Annotated in this window: 20 protein-coding genes and 1 tRNA gene; 14 read left to right on the top strand and 7 right to left on the bottom strand. The window is 72.0% G+C overall.

What is annotated here, in order from left to right; genetic code table 11:
• Window positions 1-92 precede the first annotated feature (92 nt).
• From ACFYVL_RS29745 to ACFYVL_RS29735, 3 genes are all read right to left on the bottom strand, one after another.
• Complete coding sequence (locus ACFYVL_RS29745; RefSeq protein WP_389250223.1) at window positions 93-752, bottom strand: LuxR C-terminal-related transcriptional regulator; 660 nt, start codon at window positions 750-752, stop codon at window positions 93-95.
• 258 nt (window positions 753-1,010) lie between these two features.
• A complete protein-coding gene (locus tag ACFYVL_RS29740) occupies window positions 1,011-2,318 on the bottom strand; it encodes a sensor histidine kinase (RefSeq protein ID WP_389250203.1) in 1,308 nt (435 codons plus the stop codon).
• 207 nt (window positions 2,319-2,525) lie between these two features.
• Window positions 2,526-3,722, bottom strand: a complete 1,197-nt coding sequence (locus tag ACFYVL_RS29735) for a sensor histidine kinase (protein WP_389250201.1) — start codon at window positions 3,720-3,722, stop codon at window positions 2,526-2,528.
• Window positions 3,723-3,997: 275 nt separating this feature from the next.
• Here ACFYVL_RS29735 and ACFYVL_RS29730 point away from each other — a divergent pair, with 275 nt between their 5' ends.
• The 13 genes from ACFYVL_RS29730 (at window position 3,998) to ACFYVL_RS29670 (ending at window position 16,318) form a co-directional block, all read left to right on the top strand.
• Window positions 3,998-4,444: an NADH-quinone oxidoreductase subunit A gene (locus ACFYVL_RS29730; protein WP_389250199.1), complete on the top strand. Its 447-nt coding sequence runs from the start codon at window positions 3,998-4,000 to the stop codon at window positions 4,442-4,444.
• Window positions 4,435-5,043: an NADH-quinone oxidoreductase subunit B gene (locus tag ACFYVL_RS29725; RefSeq protein WP_389250197.1), complete on the top strand. Its 609-nt coding sequence runs from the start codon at window positions 4,435-4,437 to the stop codon at window positions 5,041-5,043. Before ACFYVL_RS29730 ends, ACFYVL_RS29725 begins: the two co-directional genes overlap by 10 nt.
• Window positions 5,040-6,704, top strand: coding sequence for an NADH-quinone oxidoreductase subunit C (locus ACFYVL_RS29720; RefSeq protein WP_389250195.1), 1,665 nt, complete (start codon window positions 5,040-5,042; stop codon window positions 6,702-6,704). The genes ACFYVL_RS29725 and ACFYVL_RS29720 overlap by 4 nt, the downstream gene beginning before the upstream one ends.
• The gene (locus ACFYVL_RS29715; RefSeq protein WP_389250193.1) at window positions 6,701-7,669 is read left to right on the top strand and encodes an NADH-quinone oxidoreductase subunit H; all 969 of its coding nucleotides are present in this window, start codon (window positions 6,701-6,703) and stop codon (window positions 7,667-7,669) included. The genes ACFYVL_RS29720 and ACFYVL_RS29715 overlap by 4 nt, the downstream gene beginning before the upstream one ends.
• 2 nt (window positions 7,670-7,671) lie before the next feature.
• Window positions 7,672-8,235: a NuoI/complex I 23 kDa subunit family protein gene (locus ACFYVL_RS29710; RefSeq protein WP_389250191.1), complete on the top strand. Its 564-nt coding sequence runs from the start codon at window positions 7,672-7,674 to the stop codon at window positions 8,233-8,235.
• The gene (locus ACFYVL_RS29705) at window positions 8,232-8,930 is read left to right on the top strand and encodes an NADH-quinone oxidoreductase subunit J (RefSeq protein WP_389250189.1); all 699 of its coding nucleotides are present in this window, start codon (window positions 8,232-8,234) and stop codon (window positions 8,928-8,930) included. The genes ACFYVL_RS29710 and ACFYVL_RS29705 overlap by 4 nt, the downstream gene beginning before the upstream one ends.
• Window positions 8,930-9,307: an NADH-quinone oxidoreductase subunit NuoK gene (gene nuoK / locus ACFYVL_RS29700; protein ID WP_389250187.1), complete on the top strand. Its 378-nt coding sequence runs from the start codon at window positions 8,930-8,932 to the stop codon at window positions 9,305-9,307. Before ACFYVL_RS29705 ends, nuoK begins: the two co-directional genes overlap by 1 nt.
• Window positions 9,304-11,301, top strand: a complete 1,998-nt coding sequence (locus ACFYVL_RS29695) for an NADH-quinone oxidoreductase subunit L (RefSeq protein ID WP_389250185.1) — start codon at window positions 9,304-9,306, stop codon at window positions 11,299-11,301. The genes nuoK and ACFYVL_RS29695 overlap by 4 nt, the downstream gene beginning before the upstream one ends.
• 3 nt (window positions 11,302-11,304) lie before the next feature.
• The gene (locus ACFYVL_RS29690; protein WP_389250183.1) at window positions 11,305-12,879 is read left to right on the top strand and encodes a NuoM family protein; all 1,575 of its coding nucleotides are present in this window, start codon (window positions 11,305-11,307) and stop codon (window positions 12,877-12,879) included.
• Window positions 12,880-12,881: 2 nt separating this feature from the next.
• Window positions 12,882-14,525 (top strand): NADH-quinone oxidoreductase subunit N, encoded by a 1,644-nt coding sequence (locus ACFYVL_RS29685; RefSeq protein ID WP_389250221.1) that lies wholly within the window; start codon window positions 12,882-12,884, stop codon window positions 14,523-14,525.
• A gap of 156 nt (window positions 14,526-14,681) precedes the next feature.
• Complete coding sequence (htpX, locus tag ACFYVL_RS29680; protein WP_389250181.1) at window positions 14,682-15,545, top strand: zinc metalloprotease HtpX; 864 nt, start codon at window positions 14,682-14,684, stop codon at window positions 15,543-15,545.
• A complete protein-coding gene (locus tag ACFYVL_RS29675) occupies window positions 15,542-15,934 on the top strand; it encodes a YccF domain-containing protein (RefSeq protein WP_389250179.1) in 393 nt (130 codons plus the stop codon). Before htpX ends, ACFYVL_RS29675 begins: the two co-directional genes overlap by 4 nt.
• Before the next feature lie 111 nt (window positions 15,935-16,045).
• Window positions 16,046-16,318 (top strand): GlsB/YeaQ/YmgE family stress response membrane protein, encoded by a 273-nt coding sequence (locus tag ACFYVL_RS29670; RefSeq protein ID WP_389250177.1) that lies wholly within the window; start codon window positions 16,046-16,048, stop codon window positions 16,316-16,318.
• Window positions 16,319-16,381: 63 nt separating this feature from the next.
• Here ACFYVL_RS29670 and ACFYVL_RS29665 read toward each other — a convergent pair whose 3' ends face one another.
• The 3 genes from ACFYVL_RS29665 to ACFYVL_RS29655 all read right to left on the bottom strand — a co-directional run bounded on the left by ACFYVL_RS29665 (window position 16,382) and on the right by ACFYVL_RS29655 (window position 18,275).
• Window positions 16,382-17,029, bottom strand: a complete 648-nt coding sequence (locus ACFYVL_RS29665; protein ID WP_389250175.1) for an alpha-ketoglutarate-dependent dioxygenase AlkB family protein — start codon at window positions 17,027-17,029, stop codon at window positions 16,382-16,384.
• Window positions 17,026-17,559: a methylated-DNA--[protein]-cysteine S-methyltransferase gene (locus tag ACFYVL_RS29660; RefSeq protein WP_389250173.1), complete on the bottom strand. Its 534-nt coding sequence runs from the start codon at window positions 17,557-17,559 to the stop codon at window positions 17,026-17,028. Before ACFYVL_RS29660 ends, ACFYVL_RS29665 begins: the two co-directional genes overlap by 4 nt.
• A gap of 227 nt (window positions 17,560-17,786) precedes the next feature.
• Entirely contained in the window at window positions 17,787-18,275 is a 489-nt protein-coding gene (locus ACFYVL_RS29655; RefSeq protein ID WP_389250171.1) for a YajQ family cyclic di-GMP-binding protein, read from the bottom strand.
• 191 nt (window positions 18,276-18,466) lie between these two features.
• On the opposite strand from ACFYVL_RS29655, the gene ACFYVL_RS29650 reads away from it, so the two are divergent.
• Window positions 18,467-18,548: transfer RNA gene (locus ACFYVL_RS29650), tRNA-Tyr, on the top strand.
• A gap of 111 nt (window positions 18,549-18,659) precedes the next feature.
• On the opposite strand, the gene ACFYVL_RS29645 is transcribed toward ACFYVL_RS29650, so the two are convergent.
• The gene (locus tag ACFYVL_RS29645; protein WP_389250168.1) at window positions 18,660-19,178 is read right to left on the bottom strand and encodes a GyrI-like domain-containing protein; all 519 of its coding nucleotides are present in this window, start codon (window positions 19,176-19,178) and stop codon (window positions 18,660-18,662) included.
• Window positions 19,179-19,180 lie beyond the last annotated feature (2 nt).

The following is a 19,180-nucleotide window of genomic DNA, read 5'->3' as shown; positions in this document are numbered from 1 at the left end:
CCTTCCGCCGGGACCGGCACCGTCCGGCGTCCCCACCGACTCCGTCGGCCGCCGCCGGCACCCCCCGGGCTCCTTCAGGCTTCACACGGTGTTCATGAATTCAGGTACGTCAGCACCGCCAGCACCCGCCGGTGGTCCCCGACGCTCGGCGAGAGCCCGAGCTTCAGGAAGATGTTGCTGACGTGCTTCTCGACCGCTCCGTCGCTCACCACCAGCTGCTTGGCGATCGCCGAATTGGTCCGCCCCTCCGCCATTAGTCCCAGGACCTCCCGCTCACGAGGGGTGAGTCCGGCGAGCACGTCCTGCTTGCGGCTGCGTCCGAGCAGCTGGGCCACCACCTCGGGGTCCAGGGCGGTACCGCCCTGGGCCACCCGAACCACGGCGTCCACGAACTCCCGGACCTCCGCCACCCGGTCCTTGAGCAGATACCCGACCCCGGTGCTGGACCCGGCCAGCAACTCGGTCGCGTACTGCTCCTCCACGTACTGCGACAGAACGAGTACCCCGATTCCGGGATGCTCCCGCCGCAGTCGCACCGCGGCCCGCACCCCCTCGTCGGTGTGGGTCGGCGGCATCCGTACGTCCGCCACCACCACGTCCGGCAGCTCCCCCTGCGCGGCCAGGTCACCGACCGTCTTGACCAGCGCATCCCCGTCACCGACGCCTGCGACCACGTCGTGCCCGAGGTCGGTCAGCAGCCGGGTCAGGCCCTCCCGAAGAAGTACCGAATCCTCGGCGATGACCACGCGCACCCTGTCTCCCACGACTTCCCTGCCCCCAGCTCCGGTGTGTACCGCATTCAACTGCCACCAAGCATCCCAGCATCCGGACCGGGTCGCGCACGGATGGCGGGAAGTGGGCGGTGGGGCTCCGGGGCGGCCGGGGGCGGACGCCGGAACCGGGGTGCGGAAGGGGGTGCCCGCGGAGCCCGGAGGTCCGGAGTCCGCAGGCCGGAGCTCCGGGGACGGGGCTCCGGGGGCGGGGCCGGGGGACGGAGCCCCGGCCCCGAATCAGCCGCGCCAGGGGAGCTCTGCGGTGATGGTCGTCGGACCGCCGGCGGGGGAGTGCACGACCAGGACCCCGTCCACCGCGTCCAGCCGCTCCGCCAGCCCCGCCAGCCCCGAACCGCCACCGACGCTCGCACCGCCCCGGCCGTCGTCGCTCACCTGGAGCATCAGCCGGTCCTCCGTGCGCCACACGTCGATCGAAGCCCGCGTGGCCCGCGCGTGCTTGCTGACGTTCTGCAGCAGCTCGGAGACCGTGAAGTAGGCGATGCCCTCGATGGCCGGGGCCGGCCGGGACGGCAGGTCCACCTCCACACCCACCGGCACCGTGCACCGGGAGGCGACCGCCGAGAGCGCCGCGTCCAGACCGCGGTCGGTGAGCACCGCGGGATGGATGCCCCGGGCCAGGTCGCGCAGCTCCTGCAGCGCCACCTTCACCTCGCCGTGCGCCTCGTCCACCATGCGGGCCGCCGCGTCCGGGTCCTCGGCCAGCTTCTCCTTCGCCAGCCCCAGGTCCATGGCCAGGGCGACCAGGCGGGCCTGCGCGCCGTCGTGCAGATCGCGCTCGATGCGCCGCAGGTCGGCGGCGGCGGTGTCGACGACCACGCCCCGGTCCGACTCCAGCTCGGTGACCCGGCTGTCCAGGGCGGACGGCCCCAGCAGACCCGCCACCATCAGCCGGTCCACCGACACCAGCGCCCGGGTGACCCAGGGGCAGACGATCACGACGAGCAGGCCGATCGCGCTGACCAGGGCTATCTCGGGGGGCGAGTCGAGATAGACCTGGTGCTCGCCGTCGCCGTAGAACTGGATGCCGCCGCCGTTCGAGGAGTTGAACGCCCAGTGGCACAGCGGGTAGGTCAGGGCGGCCAGCCCGTACGTCCAGAACATCAACGAGACGGCGAAGGCGAAGATCGCCCACGGCATGTGCAGCAGCCCGTACAGCAGATGACGCCAGGACACCCCGCTCTTGAGGAGCGCCCCGACCCAGCCCATCAGACTGGGCTTGGCACCGCGCAGCGGCCGGGGCGAGGGAACGTCGAGCCCCAGCAGCAGACGGGCCCGTGCCCGCTCCATCGCGCCGAAGCCGCGCGCCAGGGCGAGACCGGCCGCCAGTACCGGTATCCCGAGGAAGGTGACCAGCAGGCCGGCGCCCAGCGAGACCGTGAAGATCGCGCAGACGAAGACCACGATGCTGATCGGCAGGCTGAGCAGTACGTAGCCGAACTCGCGCCAGGCGCGGGGCTCGAACGGCGCGCGCAGCACCGCGGGCACGCGGTGGGAGCGGGGCCGAGAGACGTAATCCGTGGCCATGATGCGGTCCGTTTCTTCCGTACGGGTCTGGTGAGGTGCTCAGGACTGAGATGTGGTGCTTCAGGACCGGGGCAAGGTGCCCGGCACTGACGTGGTGTGCTTCAAGACTGAGGCTTCGCGGCCCCCGGAACCATGAGGTAAAGCGCAGTCTTCCCCTGGGGTTTTCCCCACCCCCGGACCTGCGCTCCACCGCAGTCGGCGCGCTCCTCAGCGCCGCCCGCCGCCCCCCTGCACCCGCTCGCGCCAGGGAAGCTCGGCCGTCACCGTCGTGCCCGCCCCCACCGGCGAGTCCACCGTGAAGAGCCCGTCCACCGCGCCCAGCCGTTCCGCGAGACCGGACATCCCGGTGCCGCCGTCCAGCTTCGCGCCGCCGCGCCCGTCGTCCCGCACCTGGATCAGCAGCCGGTCCCCGGAGCGCCACACGTCGACCGACGCCGTCCGCGCACCGCTGTGCTTGCTGACGTTCTGCAGCAGCTCGGAGACCGTGAAGTACGCGATGCCCTCGATGGCCTCCGCCGGCCGCTCGCCCAGTTCCGCCGTCACCGTGACCGGCACCGTGCACCGCGAGGCGATCGCCGAGAGCGCCGCGTCCAGGCCGCGGTCGGTGAGGACCGCGGGATGGATGCCCCGGGCGAGATCGCGCAGCTCCTGCAGCGCGAGCTTCACCTCGCCGTGCGCCTCGCCGACCATCTGCGCCGCGGTCTCCGGGTCGTCCAGCAGCTTCTCCTTCGCCAGACCGAGCCCCATCGCCAGGGCGACCAGGCGGGCCTGCGCGCCGTCGTGCAGATCGCGCTCGATGCGCCGCAGGTCGGCGGCGGCGGTGTCGACGACCACACCCCGGTCCGACTCCAGCTCCGCGATCCGCCGCTCCAGCTCGCCCGACGGCGGCAGCAGCCCCCGCACCATCGCCCGGTCCACATTGGTCAGCCCCCGGGTCACGTAACCCAGCACCGGCCACAGCAGGAGCAGGCTCACCAGCGTCAACCCGAAGGTCAGCACCCCCCACGGCAGCCGGATCACCGAGTACAGCACCGACCGCCAGCCCACCGGGTCCTTGAGCGCCGTCCACAGCCAGGGGAAGAAACCGTCCTGCGCCTGCGCGGCCCGCAGCGGACTCGGCTCCTCCACCCGCACCCCGAGCAGGGCACGCGCGCGTGCCCGCTCCGAACGACCGATCAGCCGCGCCCCGCCGAGCCCCGCCGCCAGCAGCGGCAGCCCGATCACCGTCACGGCCAGACCGCTGCCCAGCACGACGACGATCACCGTGGCCAGAAAACCGAACAGCGCCGTCGGGAGGTTCAGCAGCAGATGTGCGACCTCCTTCCACGTGTGCGCGCCAAAGGCGAAGCTGCGGATCGGAGGCAGGTCGGAGCCGGGCTTGTGCGCACCGGAGCTGGCGGTCATGTGCTCCAGCCTGCCCGGCGGCGCAACCGGACGCCATGGGGTGGGCCAGCGACCCGGGGTGGGGACAACCCCACCACCGGACCCACCCCGCCCAGCCGTCCCGGCAGCCCGCGGCCCGCCGCACGCTCCGCGGTTCCCGGCTGCGCTCGAACAGGGGCGGCCCCGGTCAGGCCCTAGACTCCCGTGCGTACAGATCGACGATCGACGACCGACCGCAGTCGTACGGACGACACACACCACAGGGCGCCGAAAGGCCGGGGAGCGAGGGACGGGACGTGCCGGAACCGACCGTGCCGATCGAATGGGCCGCCGCGCAACCGGCGTCCGCGCAAGCGGCACCAGCGCAGTTGGCGGCGGACTACTTCCAGGGCTACTCGGTGGTCGGCCTGCTCGCCGTCATCGGCGTGCTCTTCGTCGCCGTGGCCTTCGGCGCCGGACGGCTGCTGCGCCCCGTGGTGCCCACCCCGGAGAAGCTCCTGACGTACGAGTGCGGAGTCGACCCCGTCGGCGAGGGCTGGGCACACACCCAGGTCCGCTACTACGTCTACGCGTTCCTCTACGTGATCTTCGCCGTCGACTCGATCTTCCTCTTCCCGTGGGCGACGGTCTTCGCGGCGGCCGGCTACGGCGCCACCACGCTCATCGAAATGTTCATCTTCCTCGGCTTCCTGGCCGTGGGCCTGCTGTACGCATACAAGAAGGGCGTCCTCGAATGGACGTGACCCCCACTCCGCAGAGTGCCCCCGTGGACCTCCCGGCCCCGCAGCGCCTCGGCGTCCTCTCCCGCCTCGCGCCCGAGCCGATGAAGGTGGTCCTCAACTGGGGCCGCCGCTACAGCCTCTGGGTGTTCAACTTCGGCCTCGCCTGCTGCGCCATCGAGTTCATCGCGGCATCGATGGCCCGCCACGACTTCATCCGGCTCGGCGTGATCCCCTTCGCGCCCGGCCCGCGCCAGGCCGACCTGATGGTCGTCTCCGGCACGGTCACGGACAAGATGGCCCCGGCGGTCAAGCGGCTGTACGAGCAGATGCCGGAGCCCAAGTACGTCATCTCCTTCGGCGCCTGCTCCAACTGCGGCGGCCCGTACTGGGACTCGTACTCCGTCACCAAGGGCGTCGACCAGATCATCCCCGTCGACGTGTACGTCCCCGGCTGCCCGCCCCGCCCCGAGGCGCTCCTCCAGGGCATCCTCAAGCTCCAGGAGAAGATCGCCCGCGAATCGCTGGGCGAGCGGTACGGGAACTCCGGGTCCCGCCCGTCCGTTTCCTCGTTGCAGAGCGGCCTGGTCACGCCCCCGCCCGCCCCGGGAGCCGACCGGTGAACGCCTACGACGCCCTGCCCGGCAACGTCACCGAGATCTTCGGCGAGGAGTCCACCGCCGAGCGGACGTACGACCTGCTCACGGTCGACGTCCCCGTCGGCTCGTGGATCGCCGCGCTCGAAATCGCCCGCGACAAGCTGGGCTGCACGTACTTCGACTGGCTGAGCGCGGTCGACGAGCCGGGCACCGGATTCCGGGTGTCCGCCCACGTCGTCTCCCTCGAAGGGCGTACGGTGCGACGCCTGCTGGTCCGTACGACGGTTCCGCACGCGGCCCCCGTACTGCCGACGGCCGTCGAGATCTACGCGGGTGCCGCCTGGCACGAGCGCGAGACGTACGAGATGTTCGGCATCGACTTCGCCGACCACCCGCACCTCGTGCCGCTCCTGCTGCCCGACACGTTCGAGGGACACCCGCTGCGCAAGGACTTCGTGCTCGCGGCCCGGGTGGCCAAGGCGTGGCCCGGGGCCAAGGAGCCGGGGGAGTCCGAGCACGGCGGCCCGAAGCGCCGTCAGGTGCTGCCGCCCGGCGTCCCGGACCCGAACGAGTGGGGCCCGCTCAAGGGCCAGCTGCCGCCCGCCCCGGCCCGGCCGGCCAGGGGAGCGCGGGCGGCCGGTGCCGGTGCGGACCGTCCCGCCAGGGGAGCGCGGGCGGCAGGCGCAGGAGCGGGTGCCGCGGGCACGACCGACCGGCCGCCGCGCCGCAGCCGCAGCGTGACGGAGGGCTCGGCGTCCCAAAGCCCTGCCCCGGAAACCCCAGCCACCCCCGCACCCCCGGAAGCCGCAGCCGCCACACCGGCCGCGCCCGCGGAAGCACCCGCACCGGCCGCCCCCGCCAGGCCCCGCCGCTCCCGCAGCGCGGCGGACGGCTCGGCCAGCCAGTCGGCCACCCCGGCCACCCCGGCCACTCCGCCCACCCCGGCAGCACCGGCATCTCCGGAAGCCACGGCGACCCCGGCGTCCCCGGGGACCGAACCGGTGCAGGAGACCGGACCGGCGCAAGGCACCGAGACAGCGAAGGCCACCCCGGAGACCCCGGCCGCCCCGGAGACCCCGGCCGCCCCGGCGACCCCGGCGACCCCGGCGGGCGAGAACGCGAGCGAGACCGGCACGGCAAGGCCGACGCCCCCCGCCCGCAGCTCGGACGCCCCCTGGCACGACCCGAAACCGGCCTTCGCACCGACCCCGGCCAAGCCCGAGGACGAGCCGCCGACGACGAGCCCGACCAAGGCCCCGTCTCCGGGCACGACCCCGGCCAGGGACCCGGCCCCGGCCAAGGGCGAGGACGCGACTTTGAGTGCGAGCCCGGCCCAGGACGAGGCCCCGACCGAGGCCCCGGCCCCGAGCCCGGACCAAGGAGCCAAGGACGAGGCCCCGAGTACGCCCCCGGCCAACGCCCCGGCCCCGAGCGGGACCCCGGCAGAGGAAGCGCCCCCAAGCGCGACCCCGACCGAGCCCCCCGGCCCCGCCGCGGCCTCCGCTCCGGCCCCCACCGGGAAGCCCGAGCCCGCCACCCCCGACTCCGCCGAGCCCGACTCCGCAGAGCCCCACTCCGCCGAGCCCGACTCCGCAGCGCCCAACCCCACCAAGCCCAACCCCCCCAAACCCAACCCCACCGACGACCCCGACAACCCGACCCCCGCCGGAGGCGATACCGCGTGAACGACGTACTCGACGTCGCCCTCCGGCTGGTCCTCGTCTTCGTTCTCTTCCTGGTCCTGCCCCTCGTGGTCGGTCAGACCGAGCACAAGGTGATGGCGCACATGCAGGGCCGCCTCGGCCCCATGTACGCGGGCGGGTTCCACGGCTGGGCGCAGCTCGTCGCCGACGGCGTGAAGTTCGCGCAGAAGGAGGACGTGGTTCCGAGCGGCGCCGACCGCCGGATCTTCCAGCTCGCGCCCGCCGTCGCCCTCCTCCCGTACCTCCTGGTCCTCCTCGTCATCCCGATCGGACCGAGCGAGACGGCCGTCGGGCAGGCCATCGACGCGGGCATCTTCTACGTGCTCGCCGTCATGGGCGTCGGCGTCCTCGGCTCGCTGATGGCCGGCTGGGCGTCGGCCAACAAGTTCTCGCTGCTCGGCGGTCTGCGCACGGCCGCCCAGCTCCTCGCGTACGAGCTGCCCATGCTGCTGGCCGCCGCCTCGGTGGCCATGGCCGCGGGCACCGTCTCGCTCGGCGGCATCCTGAACGCGTGGGAGTGGTGGTGGCTGCCCTGGCAGATCATCGGCGCCTTCGTGTTCTTCACGGCCGGCCTCGCGGAGCTGCAACGTCCGCCGTTCGACGCCCCGATCGCCGACTCGGAGATCATCTTCGGCGCGTACACCGAGTACACGGGACTGCGCTTCGCGCTGTTCCTGCTCGCCGAGTACGCCGGCATCGTCATCGTCTGCGGACTGACCACCGTCCTGTTCCTCGGCGGCTGGCACGGCCCGTGGGGCGCGGACGGACTCGGCTGGGTCTGGACCCTGCTGAAGACCGCGGTCCTCGCCTTCGTCGTGATCTGGCTCCGGGTCAGCTATCCGCGGCTGCGCGAGGACCAGCTGATGAAGCTGTCCTGGACCGTACTCATCCCGCTCGCACTCGCGCAGATCGCGCTCACCGGCATCGTGAAGGTGGCGATCCAGTAGTCATGGCACCCATCCCAGGGAGCGGCCTCGCCAAGGGCCTCGCCGTCACCCTCCGCACGATGACGAAGAAGACCGTCACCGAGCAGTACCCGGAGAAGCAGCCCGAACTCCCGCCCCGTACCCGCGGCGTGATCGGGCTCTTCGAGGAGAACTGCACGGTCTGCATGCTGTGCGCCCGCGAGTGCCCCGACTGGTGCATCTACATCGACTCCCACAAGGAGACGGTGCCGCCCGCCGCCCCCGGCGGCCGCGAGCGCAGCCGCAACGTCCTCGACCGCTTCGCCATCGACTTCTCGCTCTGCATGTACTGCGGGATCTGCATCGAGGTGTGCCCCTTCGACGCCCTCTTCTGGTCGCCGGAGTTCGAGTACGCGGAGACCGACATCCACGAACTCACCCACGAGCGCGACAAGCTCCGTGAATGGATGTGGACGGTGCCGGAGCCGCCCGCCCTCGACCCGGGAGCGGAGGAGCCCAAGGAGCTCGCGGCGGCCCGCAAGGCCGCCGAGAAGCTCGAAGCGGCCCAGCAGGCGGCGCAGGCCGAACAGCAGGAGGGCCAGGCATGACGACCACCCCGCTGACCACCCCCCTGGATCCGGCCTCCCTCGCCGCCGCCTCCCACGGCTTCCTCTCGCCGACCGGCGTCGAGATCGCCTTCCTGCTCGTCGGCATCGTCACCCTGGGCGCCGCCGTCGTGACCGTCACCACCAAGCAGCTGGTGCACGCCGCCCTCTGGCTGGTCGTCGCCCTCGGCGGGCTGGCCGTCGAGTACCTCCTGCTCACCGCCGAGTTCATCGCCTGGGTCCAGGTACTGATCTACGTCGGCTCGGTGGTCGTGCTCCTCCTCTTCGGGCTCATGCTCACCAGGGCGCCCATCGGCCGCTCCCCGGACGCCGACTCGGGCAACCGCCCGGCCGCCCTCGCGGTCGCCGTCGCCGCGGCGGCGGCCCTGGTCTGGGTGGTCGTGGACGCGTTCCGTACGACCTGGATCGACCTGGACGGACCGGTCCAGGGCTCCACCAAGGTCACCGGCGAGATCCTCTTCCAGCACTGGGTGCTGCCCTTCGAAGCGCTCTCGGTGCTGCTCCTGGCCGCCCTCGTCGGCGCGATCGTCCTCTCCCGCAAGAAGGCGGCGGCGGACGGCGGCGATGCCCCCGCGCACAAGCCGAAGCCGAAGGCCACCGCCCCGCGCGGACCGAGGGCCACCGCCGCGCGCGGGCAGCGGGCCGCCACCCCGCGCGAGCCGAAGGAGCAGAGCTGATGCACCTCGCCTATCCCGCCGTGCTCGCCGCCCTCCTCTTCTGCGTCGGCCTCTACGGCGTCCTCGCCCGCCGCAACGCGATCCTGGTCCTGATGTCCGTCGAGCTGATGCTCAACGCCGTCAACCTCAACCTGGTCGCCTTCGACGTCTGGCTCCGCGACACCCTGCACACCGGCCAGGCGCTGACCCTCTTCACCATCGCCATCGCCGCCGCCGAGATCGGCATCGGCCTGGCGATCGTCCTGATGGTCTACCGCAACCGCGGCACCTCGGACATCGACAAACTCCGTGACACCGCCGAGACGGCCGCCGACGACGGGCCCCCGGCCCCCGCGGCCGGCGACGACCCGGCACAGAAGGCAGAGGCCGCCGCGTGACCACCACGACCCTCGCCGTCCTCGTCCCCCTCCTGCCGTTCCTCGGCGCGGTCGCCGGGCTCCTCCTCGGCCGCACCGCCCCCGGCTTCGTACGCCCGCTGGCGCTGCTGCCCACCGTGGCGGCGCTCGCGCTGGCGATCACCGTCGCCGTGCGCCAGGGCGGCGGCGCGGACATCGACGCCGCCACCCGGCTCACCCCGACCGGCTCGGTCCCCATCGACCTGGCCCTGCACATCGACGGCTTCGCCGCCCTGGTCGCCGTGCTGGTGACGGTCGTGGCGACCTGCGTCCAGGCCTACTCGACCGCCTACCTCCGCGACGACCCGCGCTACGCCTCGTACGCCGCCCTCGTCTCCCTCTTCACCGCGGCCATGCTCCTCGTCGTCTACTCCGGCGACCTGATGGTGCTCCTGGTCGGCTGGGAGATCATGGGCATCTGCTCGTACTTCCTGGTCGGCCACTACTGGGAGACGCCCGAGGCCCGCGCCGCCTCCCTCAAGGCCTTCCTGGTCACCAAGCTCGGCGACGTCCCCTTCCTGTTCGGCCTGTTCGCGCTCGCCGCCGACACCGGCACGTTCCGCATCGCCGACATCCTCAAGGAGGTCGCCTCCGGCGGCCTCGACCACCCCACCCTCATCGCCCTGCTGCTGGTCGTCGGCGTGGCGGGCAAGTCGGCCCAGTTCCCGCTGCACACCTGGCTGCCCGACGCGATGGCGGGCCCGACCCCCGTCTCCGCGCTGATCCACGCCGCGACGATGGTCGCCGCCGGCATCTACTTCGTGGCCCGCCTCCTGCCCGTCTTCGCGGCCTCCGCCGCGGCCATGACCGTCCTCGCCGTGATGGCCGCCGTCACGATGGTCGGCTCGGGTCTGGCGGCCCTCGCCCAGGACGACATCAAGCGGGTCCTCGCCTACTCGACCATCGGCCAGCTCGGCTACATGACCGGCGCCCTGGCCGTCGGCGACGCCGGTGCCGCCGTCTTCCACCTCCTGTCCCACGGCGCCTTCAAGGCGCTCCTCTTCCTCGGCGCCGGCGTGATCATCCACGCCGCCGGCACCAACTCGCTGGCCGCCATGTCCCGCACCGGCGACCTCGCCAAGCGCATCCCGGACGCCTACTGGACGATGACGATCGCGCTCCTCGCGCTCGCTGCCATCCCCCCGTTCGCCGGCTTCTTCTCCAAGGAAGCCGTCCTGGTCGCCGCCGAGCACACCGCCCTCGGCGACTCCGCCACCAGCCCCTCGGGCGCCGGCTGGATCGTCCTGGTCTCCGGTCTGCTGACCGCCCTCCTCACCGCCGCGTACGCCACCCGCCTCTGGCTCCTCGCCTTCCGCGGCCGCGGCCCCGCCGCCGCCGACCACGGCAAACAGCCGCCCGCCATGACCGTCACCCTCTGGGTGCTGGCCGTCCCCTCGCTGGCCCTGGGCCTGGCCGTCGGACAGCTCGCGGGCTGGTTCGACGTCCACTCCCTGACCCCGACCGTCACCACCGCCATCCTCGGCACCGGTGTCGCCGCGGTCGGCGGGATCATGACGTACGCCGCCTGGCGCGCCCTGCGCTTCCGGGCAGGCACCAACATCCCCCTGGGAGCCGTCGCCGCGCACCCCGAAGCCGACCCGGCGGTCTCCGAGGAAGAAGCCATCGCCACACACAAGGCGGTGTACGGCTCCATCGCCTCGGCCCCCGACCCCGGCGACCCCGGCCGCCTCCTCCTCGGCCCCCTGCACCGCCACGCGGCCGTCGGCTTCCACCTGGACGCCCTCTACCGCACCCTCTTCGTCCGCCCCGTCCGGGCGGGCGCCGAACTGGTCCGCTTCCTGGACCGCGAGGTCATCGACACGTACGTCCGAGGCGCCGGAACGCTCCCGCGCTGGCTGGGCAGCGCCGTCCGCCTCACCCAGACCGGCAACGTCCAGACCTATCTGGCCGCGCTGCTCGCCGGTTCCGTCGTCCTGGCGATCGCCGCCGTCCTCGTCGCCGCCGCCGGAGCGTGAGCCATGATCGATATCAGCGAATCCGTGATGCAGTTCCTTCTCGCGTTGATCGTCGTCGGCCCGCTCGTCGGCGCCGCCGCCGCCCTCCTGCCGGCCCCGCCCGGACTGAAGGGGAAGTCCCCGGACCAGGCCGTGCTCCGCCACGGAGTCGTCGTCACCGGAGCGATCCTCGTCGCCGCGATCGTCCTCGGGCTCGGCTTCGACCGCGACCACCCGGCGAAGATGCAGGCCAGGACCGACCTCAGCTGGATCCCGGCGCTCGACATCCGCATCCACCTCGGCATCGACGGCATCTCGCTCCCCCTCCTGCTCCTGACCGCGCTGCTGACCTTCCTCTGCGCGCTCTACAGCTACTTCAAGATGCCCGCGGGCCCGTCCCCGAAGGCATTCGTCGCGCTCCTGCTCGTCCTGGAGTCCGGCACCCTCGCCACCTTCGCCGTCCTCGACCTGATCCTGTTCTTCCTCGCCTTCGAGATGGTCCTCATCCCGATGTACTTCCTGATCGCCCGCTGGGGCGGCGCCCAAAAGGCGCAGGCGGCCTGGAAGTTCATCCTCTACACGCTGCTCGGCTCCGTCGTGATGCTGCTCGGCCTCCTCCTCATCGGCCTGAAGTCCGGTACGTTCGACATGGTGGCACTCGCCACTGACAACGGCCGCGGCCTGACAACATCCGTGCAGGTCACGGCAGTTCTGGCAATCGCGCTCGGCCTCGCGGTGAAGACCCCGATGTGGCCCCTGCACAGCTGGCTCCCGGACGCCCACACCGCCGCCCCCACCGTCGGCTCTGTGCTCCTCGCCGGCGTCCTGCTGAAGATGGGCACCTACGGATTCGTCCGCATCGCCCTGCCCATCGCCCCCGAGGGCATGCGGACCTTCGCCCCCTACCTCGCCGCCTTCGCCGTCGTCGGCATCATCTACGGATCCCTCGCCTGCCTCTCCCTCGCGCGCAAGGGCAACAAGGGCGACCTCAAGCGGCTCATCGCGTACTCCTCCGTGGGCCACATGGGCTTCGTGCTGCTCGGCATCGCCTCCATGACCCCCACCGGCATCAACGGCGCCCTCTTCGCCAACATCGCCCACGGCCTCATCACCGGCCTGCTCTTCTTCCTGGTCGGCGCCCTCAAGGACCGCTACGGCACCGCCGACCTCGACACCCTCGCCGGAGCCACCGGCGCCGCCCTCTACGGCAGCGCCCCCCGCTTCGGCGCCCTGCTCGCCTTCGCCGCCGTCGCCTCGCTCGGCCTGCCGGGACTGGCCGGGTTCTGGGGCGAGATGCTGACCATGTTCGGCGCGTTCGACCCCGCCGACGGCCTCAGCCGCCCCGCCTTCCTCACCTTCATGGCGATCGCCGGCCTCGGCACGCTCCTCACCGCCGCGTACCTGCTGATCGTCGTACGCCGCGTCTGCATGGGGGAGCGGCGCGAGAACGCCGAGCCCGTCGCCGACGTCCGGGCCTACGAAGCCGTCTCCTGGACCCCGCTCGTCGCCCTCACCGTCCTCGCCGGCCTCTGGCCCGCAGTCCTCCTCGGCCTCACCGACCCGGCCGTCCAGAAGCTCCTCGCAGGAGGCAAGTCGTGACCGTGGCCGCCTCGATCCACACCGCAGCGAGCGGACTGGGCCAGTCCGTGTCCGTCACCCAGGCCGCCGACGCCCCGTCGCTCGTCCAGTCCGTCGACTGGCTCGCCATCGCCCCGCCCGTCGTCGCGGCGGCCGTCGCGCTGCTGATCCTGGTCGCCGACCTGTTCGTACGGGAGGGCCGCAAGCACCTGCTGGGCATCGTCGCCGTCGCGGGCCTCGCCGCCTCCCTGGTCGCGCTGATCCCGCTGCGCAAGGGCGACCGCAAGACCTTCTGCCTGCTCGACGACCCCGCGGTGTGCAGCTACACCGCCGACTACTTCGCCCTGGTCATCCAGGCCCTGGTGCTCGGCGGCGCCCTCCTCACCGCCCTCCTGTCGATCACCGCCACCAAGGACGAGCGGCTGCCGGCCGGCGAGTACTGGTTCCTGCTGCTGTCCTCCGCGGCCGGAGCGGCCCTGCTGCCCGCCGCCCGCGACCTCGCCACCCTCGTCGTCGCCCTCGAAGTGGCCTCGCTGCCCGCCTTCGCCCTGGTCGGCCTGCGCCGCGGCGACCGGCGGTCCTCGGAAGCGGCCCTGAAGTTCTTCCTCTCCTCGGTCACCGCGACCGCCGTGATGCTCCTCGGCGTCAGCTTCGTGTACGCCACCACCGGCACCCTGCACCTCACGGAGATCGCCGCCCGGCTCGACGACGTCCCCGCCCAGCTGGACACCCTCGCCCAGGCCGGGGTCGCCCTCACCCTCGTCGGCTTCGCCTTCAAGACGGCCGCCGCGCCCTTCCACTTCTGGGTGCCGGACACCTACGTCGGCGCCCCGCTGCCGATCGCCGCGTACCTCTCGGTCGTCGGCAAGGCGGTCGGCTTCTCCGGCCTCATCCTGGTGACCGTCGTCGCCTTCCCGTCGTACGCCGACATCTGGGGCCCGGCGCTCGCCGTGCTCGCCGCCCTCACCATGACCGTCGGCAACCTGGCCGCCCTGCGCCAGTCCGCCACCCGCGCGTACAGCGCCGTACGACTGCTCGCCTGGTCGTCCGTCGGCCAGGCCGGCTACCTGCTGGTCCCGATCGCCGCCGCCGCGTACACCAGCGACACCCAGATCGGCTCCACCGTCGCGTACGCCCTGATGTACGCCGTCGTGAACCTCGGCGCCTTCGCCGTGGCCGCCCTCGTCGCCCGCCGCAAGCCGCTGCACCGCATCGCCGACTACCGGGGCCTGTACGCGACCGACCCGCTGGCCGCACTCGCCCTCGGCTTCTTCCTGCTCTGCCTGGCCGGCCTGCCCCCGGGCATCATCGGCCTCTTCGCGAAGGTCACCGTCTTCTCGGCGGCCGTCGACGCGGGCCTGGGCTGGCTGGCCGCCGTCATGGCCGTGAACGTGGTGATCGCGCTCTACTACTACCTCCAGTGGACGGCCCTGCTGTTCCGCGCCCCGGAGACCGCCACCGCCCAGGAGCCCGCCAAGACCCCCGGAGCGGCCCAGGAGGCCGCCACGGCCCCGCAGCCCGCCACGGACGGCCCCGCGCGCCCCCGCAGGCTCCCCGTCCCCGTACCCGTGGCAGCCGCGATCGTCCTCACCCTGGCCGCCGGAATCGTCCTCTCCGGCGTCCCGCAGCTGATCCTGCGCTTCGCCACCGGCAACCTCTTCCAGTAACCGGCGCGCACCACCCCGGACGGGCTAATCCTCCTGCCCGGTGCACAAGGGAACCAGCACCCTCCGCCTGGCGTTGACCAGTAAGGGAGGGTCCACTGAACGTGGAAGCACCACCGAGCCAGGAGTTCCCCTGCCGCACCACTTGGAGGGCGCACCGTGCACCGCCGGCACAACGGGTTGAAGACTGCCGTACTCCTCGGGGGACTGTCCGCTCTCATCCTCGTGATCGGAAGTTTCTTCGGACGTACGGGACTGATCGTCGCGCTCCTCGTAGCGCTGGGCACCAACGCCTACGCCTACTGGAACAGCGACAAGCTCGCCCTGCGGGCCATGCGCGCCCGCCCCGTCAGCGAATTCGAGGCCCCCGCGCTCTACCGCATGGTCCGCGAGCTGTCCACGGCCGCCCGCCAGCCCATGCCCCGCCTCTACATCTCGCCGACCCAGGCACCGAACGCCTTCGCCACCGGTCGCAACCCGCGCAACGCGGCCGTCTGCTGCACCGAAGGCATCCTCCAGATCCTCGACGAGCGCGAACTGCGCGGCGTCATCGGCCACGAGCTGAGCCATGTCTACAACCGCGACATCCTCATCTCCTCGGTCGCCGGAGCACTCGCCTCCGTCGTGATGTTCCTGGTCAACTTCGCCTGGCTGATCCCCGTCGGCCGGTCCAACGACAACGACGGCCCCGGCATCTTCGGCATGCTGCTGATCATGATCCTGGGCCCCATGGCGGCCTCGATCATCCAGCTCGCCGTCAGCCGCTCCCGCGAGTACGAGGCCGACGCCTCGGGAGCCCAGCTGACCGGCGACCCCCTCGCCCTCGCCAGTGCACTCCGTAAACTCGATGCCGGTACCAAGCAGTTGCCGCTGCCGCCCGAGCCCCGGATCGAGACCGCGAGCCACATGATGATCGCGAACCCCTTCCGCCCGGGACAGGGCACGGCGAAGCTGTTCTCGACCCACCCGCCCATGGCGGAGCGCATCGCCCGACTCGAACAGATGGCAGGACACCGCCCGTGAAGACACTTCTGAACGTCATATGGCTGGTCCTCAGCGGATTCTGGCTGTTCCTCGGCTACCTCGGTGCGGGCCTGCTGCTCTGCATCACCATCATCGGCATCCCGTTCGGCCTGGCCGCCTTCCGGATCGGCCTGTACGCCCTGTGGCCGTTCGGTCAGACCGTCGTGGACCGCAGGGACGCCGGAGCACCCTCCTGCGTCGGCAACGTCCTGTGGCTGGTCCTCGCGGGCTGGTGGCTGGCGCTCGGCCACATCGTCACCGGCGTCCTGCTGTGCGTCACCATCATTGGAATCCCGTTCGGCATCGCGAACTTCAAGATGATTCCGGTGTCCCTGCTGCCGCTCGGCAAGGAGATCGTCCCCACCGACCAGCCCTTCGCCGCCCGCTGACCGGTGCTCAGCCGACCCTCCCCCTGTTGAGCTGCGCAACCTTCGCCGTCCCGGGTGCGTCCTCCCGTACGACACGACGTAGATGCACAGCACACACAGGGGGAGTCCCACATGAGCATCCTCGGCTGGATCATCCTCGGCCTCATCGCCGGAGTCATAGCCAAGATCCTGCTGCCGGGCCGCGACCCGGGCGGCCTGATCGGCACCACGCTGATCGGCATCGCGGGCGCGTTCACCGGCGGGTGGATCTCCACGCGCTTCTTCGACCGCGAGATCGCCAACCAGTTCTACGACGGCCCGACCTGGCTCGCGGCCATCGGCGGCTCGCTCGTCCTGCTGATCGCGTACCGCATCCTCTTCGGCAACTCCCGCGAGCGCCGCTGACCGGACCGCCGCGAACCCCGGCGGCCCGGCGCGCCCCGGCGGCCCGGTGGGCCGCCGAGCCGGTCAGGCCAGCCCCGTCTCCCGCAGCGTGATGTTCAGCCGGCCGCCCGCCAGCCCCGTCGCCGGATCCCCCGTCCCCGGCCGCACCCTGGGCACCCCGTGGTACGCGAAGCGCGACGGGCCGCCGAAGACGAACAGGTCGCCCGACCCCAGCTCCACGTCCGTGTAGGGCCGCCCGCGGTTCTCGGTGTTGCCCAGCCGGAAGACGCAGCTGTCACCGATGCTCAGCGACACCACGGGCGCCGCGGACCGCTCCTCCCGGTCCTGGTGCATCCCCATCCGCGCCGCGTGGTCGTAGAAGTTCACGAGCGCCATGTCCGGCGCGTACCCGTCCCCGGCGCCCTGCCCGCCGTACGCCGCGACCAGCGCACGGCGCCCCAGATCGCCCAGCCAGTCCGGGAACGCGGCCACCGGCACCCCGTCCGCCGTACGCACATAGCGGTACGGCTCCCAGTGCCAGCCCACGCCGACCGACCGCACCGACATCACCCCGCCGCCCGGCAGCCGGGTCTGCCGCAACGGCACGGGCCCCACCGCCCACCGCCGGCACGCCACCACCAACTCCCGCTGCTCCTCCAGCGAAAGCCACCCGGGCACGTGCACCGCCCCCGGCGCCACCTCCGCCCGCGGCAGCGGGAACAGCCCGCTCACGCCCGCGAGCCGCCGTCCGCCCCGCCGTCGCCGTCGGCCCGCTCCAGGTCCAGCAGGAGCCGCTTGCGCTCCAGCCCGCCCGCGTACCCGGCCAGCGACCCGTCCGAGGCCACGATCCGGTGGCAGGGGCGCAGCACCAGCAGCGGATTGCGGCCGATCGCGGTGCCGACCGCCCGCACCGCCGCCCGCGAGGCCCCGATCGACTCGGCGAGCTGCCCGTACGACGTCGTGTGCCCGTACGGAATCCGGTCGACCGCACTCCACACCCGCCGCTGGAACTCCGTACCCGAACCCCGCGCGTACGCCACGTCGAAGTGCGTCAGCTCCCCGGCGAAGTACGCTTTCAACTGCTCACCCACCCCGCCGAACAGCTCGGGCGCGCACCGCCAGCCGTCCTGCACGACGGCGCCGCCCTTCTGCTCCGGCACCGACAGCGAGACCAGCGCGACGCCGCCGGGGGCCGCCGCCGACTCCTCGCCGACCAGCAGCAACTCGCCCAGCGGGCTGTCCAGGGTCGCGTAGACCGTCATGACCCCATCCTCTCCGCGCGGCACCCGCCACGCTCTGCACCTCCGAGTCTGCGCGCCCGCCCGCCGCCGGGCTGGCGGAATTCGGACACGACGGCACCGGGGGTGCGGACACCGGCGGGCCGGACACCGGGGACACGCGACAGGGGCGGCGTCGGCCCGAAGCCGCCCACCGCCCCCGTTCGACGTGCTACCGCGCGGTCACGCCCGCACCGCCCCTGGTCAGGACCTCAGCGGTAGTTCACGAACTGGATCGCGAACTCGAAGTCCTTGCCCTTGAGCAGCGCCTGCACGGCCTGGAGGTCGTCCCGGCTCTTCGAGCTGACGCGCAGCTCGTCGCCCTGCACCTGCGCCTTGACGCCCTTGGGGCCCTCGTCGCGGATGATCTTGGCGACCTTCTTGGCGTTGTCCTGCGAGATCCCCTCCTCGATGGAGGCGAAGATCTTGTACTCCTTGCCGGACAGCTGCGGCTCGCCCGCGTCCAGCACCTTCAGCGAGATCCCGCGCTTGACCAGCTTGGTCTCGAAGACGTCGAGGATCGCCTTGACGCGCTCCTCGGAGTTCGCCTCCATCAGGATCTTCTCGCCGGACCAGGAGATCGAGGCGCCGACGTTCTTGAAGTCGTAGCGCTGGGAGATCTCCTTCGCGGCCTGGTTGAGGGCGTTGTCGACCTCCTGCCGCTCGACCTTCGAGACGATGTCGAAACTGGAGTCGGCCATGTCCTGTGGCTCCTTGATGTGGGTGACGGGGGACGGCGTAAAGCCTCTGCGATACGTCGCAAAGCCTAGCCACCCGCACGGATGACGGGCGCGGATCAACCGAGTGGCGAAGCACCCCTGGTCATCAGGTATCGTTTACGTCGTCCCCAGGGAAAAGCGCCGCAAGGCGAAGATCCGGGGCGACATCCCATGGCGGTGTGCCCGAGTGGCCAATGGGAACGGACTGTAAATCCGTCGGCTTAGCCTACCCAGGTTCGAATCCTGGCGCCGCCACAAAAGAAGGCCCCTGAACTGCGGAAACGCAGAGCAGGGGCCTTTGGGTTTTCCCGGGGGAGCCGAGCGGTGGCGGGCCGTCCCCGCCGCTTCCCGCCCCCTGCCGGTCCGTCAGCCCAGCAGCCGGAAGGCCAGCTCGGTCTCCCACTTGGCGGGGTCCGGCTGCACCCGGGGATCCGTCCGGTACGTCTCCAGCCGGCAGACCCAGTGCTCGCCGTCCGCCGCCTCCGTCATGTCCCACGGGAGCCCCTGCGCGCGGCCCCACGCGTACAGCGCCGACGCGACGGCGAAGAGCTGGTCCGGGTGGCCGAAATGGGTCACCGTCGCGTACTTCCCGGCGGGCAGGACACCGGCCCTGACGTCACCCTCCGGCTTCGGCGCCAGCGCGACCGGGACGCCCGCCTCGACCTCGAACTCCCCGTCCGGGGCAATCAGGTTGTACCGGAAGAACGGCCCGCCGAGCGGCTCCGTTCCCCGCGCCGCCAGCCATCCGAACAACTCGGGCAGACGGTCCGCGAGCGCGGCGAACCCGTCCGTCCGCACCCGCCCGCGGAACGCCACGTACGGCTGCTCCGCCCGTTCCACCACGACGGGTTCGACGACCGGCCCGTCCTCGGTCCTGTGGTGCATAC

It is taken from the genome of Streptomyces sp. NPDC004111 (assembly GCF_042874215.1).
Classification (GTDB): Bacteria; Actinomycetota; Actinomycetes; order Streptomycetales; family Streptomycetaceae; genus Streptomyces.
This window is presented reverse-complemented; position numbering and strand designations above follow the sequence as displayed.